14 protein-coding genes are annotated in these 14,289 nt (G+C 60.5%); 2 read left to right on the forward strand and 12 right to left on the reverse strand.

The genetic code is table 11. The annotated features are described in order from the left end of the window. Positions 1 to 91: 91 nt before the first annotated feature. Positions 92 to 1,063: a magnesium and cobalt transport protein CorA gene (locus BMX59_RS27865; RefSeq protein WP_092242626.1), complete on the forward strand. Its 972-nt coding sequence runs from the start codon at positions 92 to 94 to the stop codon at positions 1,061 to 1,063. On the opposite strand, the gene BMX59_RS27870 is transcribed toward BMX59_RS27865, so the two are convergent. The 3 genes from BMX59_RS27870 to BMX59_RS27880 all read right to left on the reverse strand — a co-directional run bounded on the left by BMX59_RS27870 (position 1,060) and on the right by BMX59_RS27880 (position 5,227). Continuing rightward, positions 1,060 to 1,773, reverse strand: coding sequence for an amidotransferase (locus tag BMX59_RS27870; protein WP_071491436.1), 714 nt, complete (start codon positions 1,771 to 1,773; stop codon positions 1,060 to 1,062). The two genes, BMX59_RS27865 and BMX59_RS27870, sit on opposite strands and share 4 nt — an antisense overlap. An 84-nt stretch (positions 1,774 to 1,857) precedes the next feature. Further along, positions 1,858 to 4,005: a 3-hydroxyacyl-CoA dehydrogenase NAD-binding domain-containing protein gene (locus BMX59_RS27875; RefSeq protein WP_093128104.1), complete on the reverse strand. Its 2,148-nt coding sequence runs from the start codon at positions 4,003 to 4,005 to the stop codon at positions 1,858 to 1,860. Between the two features lie 16 nt (positions 4,006 to 4,021). Then, a complete protein-coding gene (locus tag BMX59_RS27880; protein WP_093128106.1) occupies positions 4,022 to 5,227 on the reverse strand; it encodes an acetyl-CoA C-acetyltransferase in 1,206 nt (401 codons plus the stop codon). Between the two features lie 645 nt (positions 5,228 to 5,872). Between BMX59_RS27880 and BMX59_RS27885 the strand changes: the two genes are divergently transcribed. Then, entirely contained in the window at positions 5,873 to 6,679 is an 807-nt protein-coding gene (locus tag BMX59_RS27885; RefSeq protein WP_093128220.1) for a c-type cytochrome, read from the forward strand. 33 nt (positions 6,680 to 6,712) lie between these two features. Here BMX59_RS27885 and BMX59_RS27890 read toward each other — a convergent pair whose 3' ends face one another. The 9 genes from BMX59_RS27890 to BMX59_RS27930 all read right to left on the reverse strand — a co-directional run bounded on the left by BMX59_RS27890 (position 6,713) and on the right by BMX59_RS27930 (position 14,268). After that, a complete protein-coding gene (locus BMX59_RS27890) occupies positions 6,713 to 7,516 on the reverse strand; it encodes a transglutaminase family protein (RefSeq protein WP_093128108.1) in 804 nt (267 codons plus the stop codon). Further along, positions 7,513 to 8,463 (reverse strand): alpha-E domain-containing protein, encoded by a 951-nt coding sequence (locus tag BMX59_RS27895; protein ID WP_071491441.1) that lies wholly within the window; start codon positions 8,461 to 8,463, stop codon positions 7,513 to 7,515. The genes BMX59_RS27890 and BMX59_RS27895 overlap by 4 nt, the downstream gene beginning before the upstream one ends. Before the next feature lie 4 nt (positions 8,464 to 8,467). After that, positions 8,468 to 9,877 carry a circularly permuted type 2 ATP-grasp protein gene (locus BMX59_RS27900; RefSeq protein ID WP_092242611.1) on the reverse strand — a complete coding sequence of 470 codons (1,410 nt, stop codon included), beginning with the start codon at positions 9,875 to 9,877 and terminating at the stop codon, positions 8,468 to 8,470. 403 nt (positions 9,878 to 10,280) lie between these two features. Then, the gene (locus BMX59_RS27905) at positions 10,281 to 10,622 is read right to left on the reverse strand and encodes a ribonuclease E inhibitor RraB (RefSeq protein ID WP_058427416.1); all 342 of its coding nucleotides are present in this window, start codon (positions 10,620 to 10,622) and stop codon (positions 10,281 to 10,283) included. Between the two features lie 212 nt (positions 10,623 to 10,834). Beyond that, positions 10,835 to 11,071, reverse strand: a complete 237-nt coding sequence (locus tag BMX59_RS27910; protein WP_092242608.1) for a hypothetical protein — start codon at positions 11,069 to 11,071, stop codon at positions 10,835 to 10,837. A 103-nt stretch (positions 11,072 to 11,174) separates the two neighbouring features. Beyond that, positions 11,175 to 11,780, reverse strand: coding sequence for an START domain-containing protein (locus BMX59_RS27915; RefSeq protein ID WP_071491444.1), 606 nt, complete (start codon positions 11,778 to 11,780; stop codon positions 11,175 to 11,177). Positions 11,781 to 11,821: 41 nt separating this feature from the next. Further along, complete coding sequence (locus tag BMX59_RS27920) at positions 11,822 to 12,076, reverse strand: YkgJ family cysteine cluster protein (protein WP_071491547.1); 255 nt, start codon at positions 12,074 to 12,076, stop codon at positions 11,822 to 11,824. 162 nt (positions 12,077 to 12,238) lie between these two features. Next, entirely contained in the window at positions 12,239 to 12,724 is a 486-nt protein-coding gene (locus BMX59_RS27925) for a translation initiation factor 2 (protein WP_093128110.1), read from the reverse strand. Between the two features lie 104 nt (positions 12,725 to 12,828). Beyond that, a complete protein-coding gene (locus BMX59_RS27930) occupies positions 12,829 to 14,268 on the reverse strand; it encodes an aminotransferase-like domain-containing protein (RefSeq protein WP_015885400.1) in 1,440 nt (479 codons plus the stop codon). Positions 14,269 to 14,289 lie beyond the last annotated feature (21 nt).

Genomic DNA, 14,289 nt, shown 5'->3' on the forward strand with positions numbered 1-14,289 from the left:
CGCACACTACAAAAAGCTCGACGCAACGACGGAACGCCATTCAGGCTAAGCTGCCCAACACTTGTCCTCCCAATAAGAAGCGATCAGCACCATGGGTAGAGTTGTTGCGGCCGCCGTCTACAGCGCCGGTAAGAAAGTCACGGATATCACTCTCGATGAAGGCGCGGCCTGGGCCGCCAAACCCGATCACTTTGTATGGATAGGCCTGGAAGAACCCGACGCCCGGGAGCTGGCCAACCTGCAACGTCAGTTCAACCTGCATGAACTGGCCATCGAAGACGCCCTGGAAAAACACAGCCGCCCCAAGCTGGAAACCTTTGGCGATGCGCTGTTTATCGTCACCTACTCGCCGGTGCGCGAGAACGGCAAGCTGGAGTTTATCGAGACGCATATCTTTGCCGGCAACGGCTACATCATCACCGCGCGCAATGGGCACTCGGCGTCCTACGGCTTTGTGCGCCAGCGTTGTGAGGCGCGGCCGCTGTTGCTGGAGCATGGGGAAGATTTCGTACTGTATGCGCTGCTGGATTTCGTCACCGAAAACTACCAGCCGGTGAGCGAAGCGATCCATGCCGAGATCGATGAGCTGGAGCGCAACGTGTTGTGCAGTTCGCTAAGCGAGCGGGATATCCAGAAGATCCACGGCCTGCGCCGCGACGTGTTGCGACTCAAGCGTTATGTGGCGCCGATGGTGGAGATCAGTCAGGAGTTGCAGAAGCTCAGCTTCCCGTTCATCGACAAGAACATGCGCCCGTATTTCCGTGACGTGCAGATTCACGTGACGCGGCAGATGGAAGACCTGACCACCCTGCGCGATATCGCCAGCCAGACCATCGAAATCGGTGTGTTATTGGAGGCTTCGCGCCAGAGCGTGGTGCAGCGCAAGTTTGCCGCATGGGCGGCGATCCTGGCGTTCCCCACCGCAGTGGCGGGGATTTACGGGATGAACTTCCAGAACATGCCCGAGCTGCAATGGCACTACGGCTACTTTGCGGTACTCGGGTTTATTGCGACGGGTTGCACGGCATTGTGGGCCAGTTTCAAACGGTCGGGTTGGCTTTAGGATTTGTGCGCCACAAACCGCATCATCCATTCCGCCACGGTTGCACCGTGGTGGTCGCGCTCGAGGCTGGCCACGCCGTTCGTATAGACTTTTTCGCCCAGGGTTGTCTGGAGAATCTCCAGCAACTCGCGGGAATAATCATGGACAAATTCCGGGTGGCCCTGGAAACACAGCACCTGGTCACCGATGTGGTACGCCGCGAACGGGCAAAAAGCGCTGGAGGCGATGACCGTGGCATTCTCCGGCAACGTGGTGACCTGGTCCTGATGGCTGATCAATAGGGTCAATTCCGGTACTTCAGGGCTCATCCAAGGGGCCTTGGCATCCAGTTGGTAGTCGTGAATGCCCATGCCCCAGCCCTGGCCGGCGCGCTCGGTCTTGCCGCCCAGCAACAGTGCCAGCAACTGATGACCGAAGCAGATGCCGAGCAGCTTGTCGCCACGCTCGTAACGGTCGAGCAGGTAGGTCTTGAGGGTCTGGATCCATGGGTCAGTGCCGAAGGAGTCGGCTTTGCTGCCGGTGACCAGGTACGCGTCGAAGACTTCGTCGTCCGAGGGGTATTCACCGTTCACCACGTTGTACACCACGAACTCGGCGGGAATCGGCTGCTTGGCGAACAGGCGCTTGAACATCTGCCCGTACCCTTGGTATTGATCGATCAAGCCTGGACGCAGGATATCGGTTTCCAGGATACAGACGCGTAGCGACATAAAAAATACCTGACACGGTGATGGGAATATTGCACACCCCCAGAGCCTGCCTTGAAATACCCCTTCAAGGCAAGCCCCCCAGCTTCACCGGAACACTTCACCCTGCGCCGCTTTCTCCAGCAACAGCGCCGGCGGCGTGAAACGTTCGCCATACTGCTGCGCCAGGTAGCGGGCGCGGGCAACAAAGTCGTTCAAGCCGTATTGGTTGATGAACTGCAGCGCGCCACCGCTCCAGGCCGCGAAACCAATGCCGAAAACAGACCCCACGTTCGCGTCCGCCGTGGACATCAACACCCCCTCCTCCACACAGCGCACCGTCTCGATGGCCTGGATAAACAGCAGGCGGTCGCGTACATCCTGTGCAGAGATGCGTTGGTCGGGTCGCTCAAAGCGGCTTTTCAACTCTGGCCACAGGTACTTTTGCCCGCCGCTGGGGTACTCATAGAAACCGCCTCCCGCCGCCTTGCCCAGCCGCTTGTATTCATTGACCAACAGATCGATCACCGCGGTCGCCGGGTGCGCAGGCAGCGCCTTGCCCTCCGCCTGCAGGTCCTTGGCCGTCTGCTGCCGGATATGGCTCATCAGGCTGAGGGACACTTCGTCAGACACCGCCAACGGCCCCACCGGCATGCCGGCCTTGCGCGCTTCGGTCTCGATCATCGGCGCGGCCACGCCCTCACCGAGCATGGCAATGCCTTCGTTAGTAAAGGTGCCGAACACCCGTGAAGTGAAGAAGCCACGGCTGTCATTGACCACGATCGGGGTTTTCTTGATTTGCAGGACAAAATCCAAACCACGGGCCAGGGTTTCGTCACTGGTGCGTGCGCCCTTGATGATTTCCACCAGCGGCATCTTGTCCACCGGGCTGAAGAAGTGCAGGCCAATGAACCTGGCCTGATCCGGCACCGCCGTGGCCAGGCCGCTGATGGGCAAGGTGGAGGTGTTGGAGGCGATCACGGCGTCGGCGCCGACCACGCTTTGCGCAGCGGCCGAGACCTTGGCCTTGAGTTCACGATCTTCGAATACCGCTTCGATGATCAAGTCGCAGCCCGCCAGATCGGCATCGGAGTCCGTAGGACGAATCCGTGCCAGGATGGTTTCCCGCTGCTCGGCGGTCAATTGCCCACGGCTGACCTTCTTGTCCAGCAGCGCCGCCGAATGCGCCTTGCCCTTCTCGGCGGCCGCCAGGTTGATGTCCTTGAGCACCACCTCGATGCCTGCGCTGGCGCTGACATAGGCAATGCCCGCCCCCATCATCCCCGCACCGAGCACGCCGACTTTACGCGTGATATACGGCGCAAACCCTTGCGGCCTCGAGCTGCCGGCGTTGATCTCGTTAAGCTGGAACCAGAAGGTGCCGATCATGTTTTTTGCGACCTGCCCCGTCACCAGCTCGGTGAAGTAACGGGTTTCGATCAGGTGCGCGGTGTCGAAGTCTACCTGGGCGCCTTCGACGGCCGCACAGAGAATTTTCTCCGGGGCGGGGAAACAGCCGTTGGTTTTACTGCGCAAAATCGACGGCGCAATTGCCAGCATCTGCGCAATTTTCGGGTTCGAAGGGGTGCCGCCCGGAATCTGGTAGGCCTTGTTGTCCCACGGTTGCCTGGCGTCCGGATTGGCCAGAATCCAGGCGCGGGACTTGGCCAGCAACTCATCGCGATCCGCCGCCAGTTCGTTGATCAAGCCGGCTTGCAGCGCCTGTTGCGGCCGCACTTTCTTGCCTTCGAGCAAATACGGCAAGGCCTTTTCCAGCCCCAGCATACGCACCATGCGCACCACCCCGCCGCCCCCCGGCAGCAGGCCCAGGGTGACTTCCGGCAAGCCCAACTGCACCGACTTGTCGTCCAGCGCGACGCGGTAATGGCATGCCAGGCAAATCTCCCAGCCGCCGCCGAGTGCCGCACCATTGATGGCGGCCACCACCGGTTTACCGAGGGTTTCCAGGCGCCGCAGTTGCGCTTTCAACACCCGCACACCGTCATAGAAATCCTTGGCGTGGGCCTTGTCGACCTTGATCAGTTCATTGAGGTCGCCACCGGCAAAAAACGTTTTCTTCGCCGAGGTGATGACGACGCCGGCGATGCTGTCCCTTTCCGTCTCCAGGCGCTCGACCGTGGCCGCCATGGCCGCGCGGTATACGCCGTTCATGGTGTTGGCGCTTTGGCCGGGCATGTCGAGGGTCAGCACCACGATGCCGTCCTGGCCTTTTTCGTAACGAATGGCTTGGGTCATGACAAATTCCTTGGGCTCAGAGGCGTTCGATAATGGTGGCGATGCCCATGCCACCGCCAACACACAGGGTGGCCAGGCCATAGCGCTGCTGGCGTACTTCGAGTTCGTCGAGCAGGGTGCCGAGGATCGCGCAGCCGGTCGCCCCCAACGGGTGCCCCATGGCAATCGAGCCGCCGTTGACGTTCACACGTGCGGCGTCGATGCCCATGTCCTTGATGAACTTGAGCACCACCGAGGCAAACGCTTCGTTGACCTCGAACAGGTCGATGTCTTCGACGCGCAGGCCGGCCTTGGCCAGGGCCTTGCGCGTGGCGGGTGCGGGACCGGTGAGCATGATGGTCGGATCGGTACTGGTGACCGCCGTGGCAACGATACGTGCCCGGGGTTGCAGGCCCAGTTCACGCCCCTTGGCTTCGGAGCCGATCAACATCAGCGCCGCCCCGTCGACGATGCCGGAACTGTTGCCGGGGGTGTGTACGTGATGGATGCGCTCTACATGGCTGTAGACCCGCAACGCGGTGGCATCGAAGCCCATCTGCCCGATCATTTCGAAACTCGGCTTGAGCTTGCCGAGGCCTTCAAGGGTGGAATCGCCGCGAATGAATTCGTCATGGTCCAGCAGCACGATGCCGTTCTGGTCCTGCACCGCGATCAGCGACTTGTCGAAGGCACCGTCTGCACGCGCCCTCGCCGCTTTCTGCTGCGAATGCAGGGCGAAGGCGTCGACGTCCTCGCGGGTGAAACCTTCCAGGGTGGCGATCAGGTCCGCGCCAATGCCCTGTGGGGTGAAGTGACTGTGCATATTGGTCTGCGGGTCGAGCACCCAGGCGCCGCCGTCACTGCCCATGGGCACGCGGGACATGGACTCGACACCGCCGACCACCACCAGGTCCTCGAAGCCGGAGCGGACTTTCATCGCCCCCAGGTTCACCGCCTCCAGGCCGGACGCGCAGAAGCGGTTGACCTGCATGCCAGCGACGCTGATGTCCCAGTCCGCCACCAGCGCCGCGGTCTTGGCGATGTCGGCGCCCTGGTCGCCTACCGGGGTCACGCAGCCGAGCACGATGTCGTCCACTTGATGAGTGTCGAGGTCACTGCGTCGGGCCAGCGCGGTGAGCAGGCCGGCCACCAGGTTCACCGGCTTGACGCTGTGCAAGGCACCGTCCGGCTTGCCTTTGCCACGGGGGGTGCGTATTGCATCAAAGATCAACGCTTGGGTCATGACGTCCTCGAACCAGTGTGCATGTGTGCCCTACCTTAGGCCCGATTGACACGGTTTCAATGACGGATGCGCTCATTGCTTTTGACCCCCTCGCTCGGACGAACGGTAGGTACCTAAGGTAATCCCCTGATTAATCGTTTTAGCTGTCTAGCCAAGGCATTGGCGCCAAGATGGCGATATGCCTCATGCCTTTTTAAGCAGAAATACTGATTAACTGATACGAAATGAGTCTAAGCCGCGAAGAACAAGGCCTCTAAGGTTGAATCAGTAGGAAGTTGCTGCCGGGTTTTGCCGGAGCAACTGTAAGAAAAGCGACACGTCATCTCGCCATACTGAAATAAAACCGGCACGCATTTGACGCTCAGGAATAACAACAAAAGGCAGTCAGCCATGTTCAAACATTCGAAAGTACGTCAGGCGGGACTCATTCTGTTCGCCACCACACTGATTCTGATCTTGCCCAATTTAACCAAGGTTATTGGGTGACACCTCCACGCCCACATGCCGTGCATTCACAGCACCGGTTCTGCAGTTTTTGGCAGCGCCTGCAAGGACATTGCGCATAGCGGTCCTGCAGGGGCTGTCTTTTTGCGTGCAGATTTGCGCTATCGTGAGCAGCATCGCCACTCGACACCGGGCCCTTTCTTGAAAGCCATCCTTGCCCTCCTCGCCTTGCTCATCAGCCTCCCCACTGCGGCGGCCCAATTGACCATCGAACTCGACCACTCCCGCAAGACCTGGGAGACCGCCGACTTGCTCAAGCACCCGCAAGCGCAGACGGTGCAGATCGCCGATGACGTCTCCTACAAGCGCAGCATGAGTTATCGCGCAGTGCCGCTGGCCGTACTCCTACCTGGCTTGAAACCCGAGAGCCACGTGCAAGCGGTGGCCCTGGATGGATTCGCCGCCGAACTCACCGCCGCGCCGTTGCTGGAACACCAGGGTGCACGCGCCTGGCTGGCGGTGGAGGATCCTGCTCAACCATGGCCGGCGCTGGCAGATGGCAAACCCAGTGCAGGGCCGTTCTACCTGGTGTGGACCAACCCGCAAGCCGGGGCTATCAGCCCTGAGCAGTGGCCATTCCAGATTTCCGCGATCAAGCAGTTGAAGACCGTGGCGGAGCGTTTTCCGGCGTTGTTGCCGGATCCGAAGCTGGCGGCCAACGACCCGATCAACCAGGGTTTTGCCCTGTTCCAGAAAAACTGCCTGGCATGCCACCGCCTCAATGGCGCCGGAGACGGCCAGGTGGGACCGGACCTGAATATCCCCTACAACCCCACCGAGTATTTTGGCGGTGATTTCCTCAAGCGCTATATCCGCGACCCACAGAGTTTGCGGCATTGGCCGCAGGCGAAGATGCCGGCGTTCGCGACCAGCGTGTTGCCCGACGGTGAGCTGGATCTGTTGGTGGGGTATTTGAAGCACATGGCCGGGCGTAAACCGCAACCTTAAACATCCCACGACACCCCGCTCGCCGCGACCCTATCATTGCTGCTGGACGGAAATCACCGGCGTCGGCGCCACGAACACCTTGGCATGCATTTGCTCATGCCCACCGCCCCGGCGCATGCCGCGCACCGGGCAAGCATCGAGGTAATCCAGCCCCACCGCCAGCTTCAAATGCCGCTCCGGGCGCGCCAGTTGGTTGGTCACGTCAAAACTGTACCAGGCGTCATCCAGCCAGGCTTCGGCCCAGGCGTGGCTGGCCAGGTGCGTGCTGTCCTCGGTGTATAAATACCCCGACACATACCGCGCAGGAATGCCCAGGCTACGCGCACAGGCCAGGAACGCGTGGGTGTGGTCCTGGCACACGCCCGCCCGGCCGGCGAAGGCCTGGGCGGCGCAGGTGTCGACTTCGGTCGCGCCAGGTGTGTAGGCCATCGCCTGGTTCAGCGCGTGCATCAAGTCGATCAACGCCGTGCGGTCGCGCCGTTGATGGCAGTGCTGTTCGGCAAAACCACGCAAGGCGTCATCAGGTTCGGTCAGGCGGGTGCACCGCAGGAACGGGAACGCCGATTGGCTCTCGTGCTCGGCCTCACGCAGCTCGTCGATATCCACCTGGCCACGCGCGCCAATGATGATGGCGTCGTGGGGCTCATCCAGGGTCAACACATGCAAGATGTTGCCGAACGGGTCCACCTGGGCACGCACCGGGCGCGGCAGGTCGAGTTGCCAACTGAGCACATGCTGGCGCTCGCTGTCATGGGGCGTGAGGCGCAGGTACTGGATGCTGGCGCGCACCTGGTCTTCATAGTGGTAGGTGGTTTCGTGGCTGATGGAGAGTCTCATGCCGCCTCCAGGTAGGAACTGTAGATGGCGTCGCCCAACTGGCGGACCAAAGGGATAAAGTCGGTCAGCCAGGCGTGCAGGCCTTCCTCAAGAATTTCATCGATGGCGGTAAAGCGCAGGCGCGCATCCATCTCGGCAGCCAGGCGCTGGGCCGGGCGGCCGTTGATGCCGGGCAGGCTGGCGAGGATCTGGTCGATCTCTTCACTGCAGGCACGCAACGAGCGTGGCACATCGGCGCGCAACAGCAGCAACTCGGCGACTTGCCGCGCGCCAGGCGCATCGCGATAAATCTCGGTGTAGGCCTCGAACGACGACAAGGCGCGCAGCAAGGCACTCCATTGATAGTAGGCGTGGGCCGTGCCATCGGTGACAGGCTCGGCGCGGTCACCGGCCATTTCATAGCGGGCGTCCAACAGGCGCAGCGTGTTGTCGGCGCGCTCGATAAAAGTGCCCAGGCGGATAAACCGGAAGGCGTCGTTGCGCATGATGGTGCCGTAGGTGGCGCCACGGAACAGATGGGAGCGTTCCTTGACCCACTCACAGAACCGGCTCATGCCATAACGGCTGAGGCCCTGCTGGGCGATATCGCGAATATCCAGCCAGGTGGCGTTGATGTTTTCCCACATATCCGCGGTAATTCGCCCACGCACGGCATGGGCGCTGGCCCGCGCCGCACCGAGACAACTGTAGATGCTGGCCGGGTTGGCCGCGTCCAGCGCAAAAAAGTGCAACAGGCGTTCGGCGTGCAATTGGCCGTGACGCTCGTGGTAATCCTCCAGGGTGCCGGTAATCAACAACGGCATGGCCAGTTCATGCAGGCCATCGCCGCGCCCATCCTGGGGCATGAGTGACAGCGAGTAGCTGACGTCGAGCATGCGTGCGAGGTTTTCGGCACGCTCCAGGTAGCGCGACATCCAGTACAGATCCGAGGCAGTTCTACTCAACATGGCATCAGTCCTCGACCACCCAAGTGTCTTTGGTGCCGCCGCCCTGGGACGAGTTGACCACCAGCGAGCCTTCGCGCAAGGCCACGCGGGTCAGGCCGCCGGGGACTACACGGGTCTCCTTGCCGGACAACACAAATGGGCGCAGGTCGATATGGCGCGGCGCAATGCCGTTTTCGACAAAGGTCGGGCAGGTGGATAAACACAGGGTCGGCTGGGCGATATAGGCGTGGGGCTTGGCCTTGATACGCGCACGGAAGGCTTCGATTTCCGCTGCCGTGGACGCCGGGCCTACCAACATGCCGTAGCCGCCGGAGCCCTGGGTTTCCTTCACCACCAGGTCGGGCAGGTTGGCGAGCACGTGGGACAGTTCGTCGGGCTTACGGCACTGGAAGGTCGGAACATTCTTCAGGATCGGTTCTTCATCCAGGTAAAAACGGATCATCTCGGTGACGAAGGGGTACACCGACTTGTCATCCGCCACCCCGGTGCCGATGGCATTGGCCAGCACCACATTCCCGCAGCGATAAGCCGCGAGCAGGCCGGGCACGCCGAGCATGGAGTCCGGGTTGAAGGCCAGGGGGTCGAGAAACGCATCGTCGAGGCGACGGTAGATCACGTCCACGGCCTTTGGCCCATCGGTCGTGCGCATGAAGACGCGATCGTCACGCACGAACAGGTCGGCGCCTTCCACCAGTTCCACCCCCATCTCACGGGCGAGAAAGGCATGCTCAAAGAACGCGCTGTTAAAGCGGCCCGGCGTCAATACCACCACGCTGGGGTTATCCAGGGGGCTTGAGCTTTTCAGGGTGTCGAGCAACAGGTTGGGGTAGTGATCGATAGGCGCGATGCGCTGGGCAGCGAACAGTTCGGGGAACAGGCGCATCATCATCTTGCGGTCTTCAAGCATATAGCTGACGCCGCTGGGCGTACGCAGGTTGTCTTCGAGCACGTAGTACGTACCGTCTCCATCGCGTACGAGGTCGACGCCGGAGATGTGGGAATACAGATCGCGGTGCAGGTCCAGGCCCTGCATTGCCAGCTGGTATTGCTCGTTGGCCAGCACCTGTTCGGCAGGAATGATCCCGGCCTTGATGATGCGTTGCTCGTGATACAGGTCGGCGAGAAACATGTTCAGCGCCTTGACCCGCTGGATGCAGCCGCGCTCGACAATCCGCCATTCGCTGGCGGGAATGCTGCGCGGGATGGTGTCGAAGGGAATCAGGCGCTCGGTGCCCTGCTCGTCCCCGTAGAGGGTGAAGGTGATCCCGGCGCGGTGAAACAGCAAATCGGCTTCGCGCCGGCGCTGGGCCAGCAGTTCAGGCGGGGTTTCGGCCAGCCAGCGGGCGAACTCGCGGTAATGCGGTCGGACCTGGCCTGCCCCATCGTACATTTCATCGTAATAAGTGCGGATCATGCCGAACTCCTTGTCACCCGGGCGAAAGAACCGTCGCAAGGCCCGTGCCAGCGGCATAAACACTTAGAAATCAGTGAGTTGAATTAACCACGCAATCTGCTCGCACCGTCCTGGTGCGCAGAATGCCCGGTGCACTGCCCGACGCTTCATCGCAATGCGGGCTTTGACTATCAACAGCATAGTCAGAGTTGATTTCACTGCCCGGCGCAGGCTGCGGATAATCGGCCCCATCTGCTGAACTGCCTTCAGCGCTCCGCTCTTCCCTTTAAGCCACCCTCATGGGTGGCCTTTTTTTTGGTGCGTAAAAATAGCGCGCAAGTTCCGAGTAATTTTCCCACCTCACAAACAAAATCGGCCGACCCAAAGGTCAGCCGATACGCTGCGTTTCTCATACTTTAAGCCGCTACATGGGTAACCCACGCACCTCCTGCTTCACGCCCCATCCTTCGATGATCCCACCCAGCGGCTCGACCACCGCCCCGAAGTCTTGCTCGAAGTCTCCTATGCCGTCGTAGGTCGCAAACATGACTTTGCTCAGTTCCAGGTACCAGGCGCCATCGTCGCGCGCACTCACCTGGGCATTCAGGGATTCCCCGCGAAACTCACCCGCAGCCCTGCGCGCCCGTTCCTCATCCGGGAAAATGGCGTAGAACTCGATGGGGTGAAAACGCGAAAAGTCGAAGCCGCCTTCTTTCATGCGGCGCAGAACGTTGGTGCTGATGTCTTCTTGATAGGCTGTGCTCATGAAAAGTGCTCCTCGAATTGATGGATAGACTTTCCGTGCTTCCCGAAGCCCACGCCGCAATGGCGTGGGGACTACGGCAACAACATCACCGCTGGAAAACAAGCATGTAGCTGACAAGACCAGAACTAGCGATTCATTCGCTGATCTCGTTTGCAGAGTAGCGCGAAGCTATCACCTCCACCAGAGGCGCTTGGATGGCTTACAGGGAATGTTCAGGCGGCGGGAGAGATGTCGAGGATCTGGATACTGTTCTGGTCTTTGAGAATCTTGACCGTCGGCTCGGGCTTGCGGCCCTCCAGGTCATTGAGGTTCAGTTTGGCGGCGACGGGCACCAGCTTGTTGCGAATCATGTGCGCAGCGTCTTCGAGGCTGGGCTTGTGTTCGCAGGTGAACTGCTCCACGGACTGCACGCCGTGATCATCAACGAAGGTAATTTGCCACGTTTGCATCGGTGCCTCCTCGATAAAACCCATGTGTGGGCTTACACGTATCTGGACCTTGAGCGCTGGACAAACGTTCCACTCAAGGCCGGAGGCACCGGATCAACTGCAGTTATTTTTCTGCGTGTTGTTTCAAGGCTTTCAAGGTGTTGAACGGGGCGTCCACCACAAACTTGTTGGCCAACCACGAGGGCACGCTGCCGCCTGGCTCGGTGTGCACCTGGTAGGTGACTTCGGTCAGGTTGTCGCCTTTGGGCACCAGTTTCCAGAAGCCGTCGACCTGGGCGACGCGCACGTAGCCTTTTTCTTCAGGCTTGTAGGTGGGGACACCTTCAAGTTTACGAGTCAACGTGCCATCGGCGGCCTTGGTCGTGGTGATATGCAGGTAGGAGTCACGATCCGTCACAGGGAACGGCGCTTTGAATTGGGTGTAGGTCCAGCTCTCGTCGCCCTTCTTGTCGACCAGTTTCTGGGACTTGCATTCGTGGATCCAGGCGCACGCACCGGCAACGTCTTCCTGCAGCGCGACAATCTTGGCCACCGGCGCCTTGATCGTGGTGACCCCGCGATACGCCTTGTACTTGGAGCCGGCAATTTCGCTCAGGGACACCTTGATACCGTCTTCGTCCTTGGCGACTTGCCAATCCTCAGCCTGGGCGGTGGCAGCAAACAACACTGTAAAACCGCACAACACAGCCATTCGTTTCAGCGAACCCATTGTTGTATTCCTTATTGTTGAAGTTCCGATAGTAAAGCCCATCAAGCCGCCGTCATCTGCTCCCACCAGCCGATCAAGCGGATCGCATCGGCCTGGTCGGTGCCGCAGACCTCGAGATCTGCCTTGAAATCACTGCACACCGCCGGTCGCTCCGGCTGGCCGAACAGCAGGCATAGTTGTTCGACCGACAGGTGCAAGCAGCGTTCGCCGGCGGGCTTGCCTTGTGGCATGCCCGGTAATGGCGAACTGATGGAGGGGGCGATGCAGCAAGCGCCACAGCCTTCACGGCAATTCATGACCAGCAAGTCCTCGACGACTCAATGTGGATGGCGGGGCTAGAGTACGCCCTAAAACAGCCGTTTTAAAATGGGTTAACAGGGGTTTTTCGCAGAAAACAAAAGTGACTGACCAGTCTGCGACAGATGGTCGAGGGCACGCGTCACGTTTGCGGGAAAAGTTTACTGCTTGAACTCGAACTCCAGCGCGGCGCCTTCCACTTCGCGTCGTTCTTCGTTGCGCAGTTGCAGCTGCATTTCGTTGCTGAGCAGGCGGCCGTTGATCTGGAAGGCGCTGTTGTCGGCGGGCTTCTCACCGAACATTGGCGGCAGCAAGGGCACACTTTTGGGTTTGGGCATGGTGCCGATAGGTTGCAAGTGCCTGACCATATCCGACGGCAAGGACAGGTCCAACTGTGCCGGTGGCAATTGTGTCTGCGTCACTTCGCGAGATGCCTTGGACTTGCTGGCTGCACGTTTTTTGGCGGCGGCGGTGGGTTTCTTCACCGCTGGCGCTTTTTTTTCGGGAGCCGGTTTTTTCGCGGGGGTCTTCTGCTCGTTACTGGCGGCGGGCCTGGTTTCGCTCACAGGGGCTGCCGCCAGCGCTGTGCCGACGTTGCACAGGCTTAACAGGCCAATTACCAGAACAGCGCGAAAAATACAGGTCATATCGCCTACAGCATTAACGGCAGAGGGCCATATGCTCGCTTGTTGTGCGCGGCATGACAAGCACGGTGATCAGCGCGCTATAGGATTTGTCCCCTTTCCGAGCGTCACAGTCCTGCTGCCGTTTCCTGGCATAACTGGCTGGCCAGCATCCCCAACGTCATCAGCGCCCGCTCTGCCTCGCGGTTCCACGGGGTGCCGCAGTTAAGGCGAATACAGTGATTGAACTGCTCCGTGTTACTGAAGATCAGCCCCGGCGCAATACTGATGCCCTGTTGCAGTGCGCGCACGTGCAGTTCCTGGGTATTGACCCTTCCAGGCAAACTGACCCACAGGATGAAGCCGCCCGTCGGACGGGTCATCTGAGTGCCTTCCGGGAAATACTGCTGCACGGCCAGTTGAAAGGCGCTGAGGTTCTTGCGGTACTCCTGGCGGATGTAACGCAGATGCCGGTCGTAGCCGCCATTTTCCAGGTAAGCCGCAACGCCCATCTGTGTGACACTGCACGCGGAGTGGGTGCTGAACATCTGCAGGCGCTGGATCTCCTGCTGGTACTTGCCGGCGATCATCCAGCCAATGCGCACACCGGGGGACAGCGTCTTGGAAAAGCTCGAACAATAGATGACCCGATCCAGGCGGTCATAGGCTTTCAGCGCCTTGGTGCGGCCCAGTTCGAACATCAGCTCGCCGTAGATATCGTCCTCGACAATCTGGATGTCGAAGTCCGAGGCCAGGCGCAGTAACTGTTTCTGTCGTTCCTCGGGCATCGTGCCGCCCAGCGGGTTGCTCAGGCGCGTGGTCAGCACCAGGGCCTTGATCGACCATTGGTTGGCCGCCAGCTGCAGGGCCTCCAGGCTCATGCCGGTGGACGGGTCGCTGGGAATCTCGATGACCTTGAGGCCCAACAGATCGGCCAGTTGCAGCAAACCGTAATAGGTCGGCGATTCAGCGGCTATCAGGTCGCCTGGCCGCGTCAGCACCCGCAGGGACATCTGCAACGCGTCGACACAACCGTGGGTGATCACCACTTCGGACGGGTCCACCACCACGCCCGCATCGCGCATGCGGATCGCCACTTGGCGGCGCAGCGGTTCGAAACCGGGGCTGAACATGTAGCTGAACGCCCGTGGGCTCTGGAAGCGCGTGACCTTGGCCAGTTGCTGGTGCAGCGCGCGTACAGGCAGGTAGTCCACGCTCGGCACCGCGGCGCCCAACGGAAACACTCCCTCGCGACGCGACTCGCCCAATACCTGTTGAATGATGCTGCTGCGGGTGACCAACCCAGGGCGCTCGACCCGTGCAATATCCGGCGTCGGCGCCGTGAGTGCTGGCGTCTGGTGCACGTAATAACCGGACTGTGGCCGCGCCCGGATCAGCCCCTGGTCTTCCAGGTTGGCATAGGCCTGCAACACCGTCGCGTGGCTGACATTCAACTGCGAACTCATCTTGCGCACCGAAGGCACGCGCTCGCCCGGTTGATAGACACCGCGCCGGATATCTTCAGCCAGTTGCTGGGCGATACGTTGGTAAAGCAACAGATTGGTCATGACGCAGCACTCGATTTCACG

This window comes from Pseudomonas sp. NFR09, from assembly GCF_900111535.1.
Classification (GTDB): domain Bacteria; phylum Pseudomonadota; class Gammaproteobacteria; order Pseudomonadales; family Pseudomonadaceae; genus Aquipseudomonas; species Aquipseudomonas extremorientalis.

What these genes read in the sequence shown, in the direction of transcription:
- BMX59_RS27905 (WP_058427416.1), bottom strand. Translation starts at nt 10,622, where the DNA reads ATGAGCACAGCCTATCAAGAAGACATCAGCACCAACGTTCTGCGCCGC.
- BMX59_RS27890 (WP_093128108.1), bottom strand. Translation starts at nt 7,516, where the DNA reads ATGAGACTCTCCATCAGCCACGAAACCACCTACCACTATGAAGACCAG.
- BMX59_RS27875 (WP_093128104.1), bottom strand. Translation starts at nt 4,005, where the DNA reads ATGACCCAAGCCATTCGTTACGAAAAAGGCCAGGACGGCATCGTGGTG.
- BMX59_RS27925 (WP_093128110.1), bottom strand. Translation starts at nt 12,724, where the DNA reads ATGACCTGTATTTTTCGCGCTGTTCTGGTAATTGGCCTGTTAAGCCTG.
- BMX59_RS27870 (WP_071491436.1), bottom strand. Translation starts at nt 1,773, where the DNA reads ATGTCGCTACGCGTCTGTATCCTGGAAACCGATATCCTGCGTCCAGGC.
- BMX59_RS27865 (WP_092242626.1), top strand. Translation starts at nt 92, where the DNA reads ATGGGTAGAGTTGTTGCGGCCGCCGTCTACAGCGCCGGTAAGAAAGTC.
- BMX59_RS27880 (WP_093128106.1), bottom strand. Translation starts at nt 5,227, where the DNA reads ATGACCCAAGCGTTGATCTTTGATGCAATACGCACCCCCCGTGGCAAA.
- BMX59_RS27930 (WP_015885400.1), bottom strand. Translation starts at nt 14,268, where the DNA reads ATGACCAATCTGTTGCTTTACCAACGTATCGCCCAGCAACTGGCTGAA.
- BMX59_RS27915 (WP_071491444.1), bottom strand. Translation starts at nt 11,780, where the DNA reads ATGGGTTCGCTGAAACGAATGGCTGTGTTGTGCGGTTTTACAGTGTTG.
- BMX59_RS27920 (WP_071491547.1), bottom strand. Translation starts at nt 12,076, where the DNA reads ATGAATTGCCGTGAAGGCTGTGGCGCTTGCTGCATCGCCCCCTCCATC.
- BMX59_RS27900 (WP_092242611.1), bottom strand. Translation starts at nt 9,877, where the DNA reads ATGATCCGCACTTATTACGATGAAATGTACGATGGGGCAGGCCAGGTC.
- BMX59_RS27895 (WP_071491441.1), bottom strand. Translation starts at nt 8,463, where the DNA reads ATGTTGAGTAGAACTGCCTCGGATCTGTACTGGATGTCGCGCTACCTG.
- BMX59_RS27910 (WP_092242608.1), bottom strand. Translation starts at nt 11,071, where the DNA reads ATGCAAACGTGGCAAATTACCTTCGTTGATGATCACGGCGTGCAGTCC.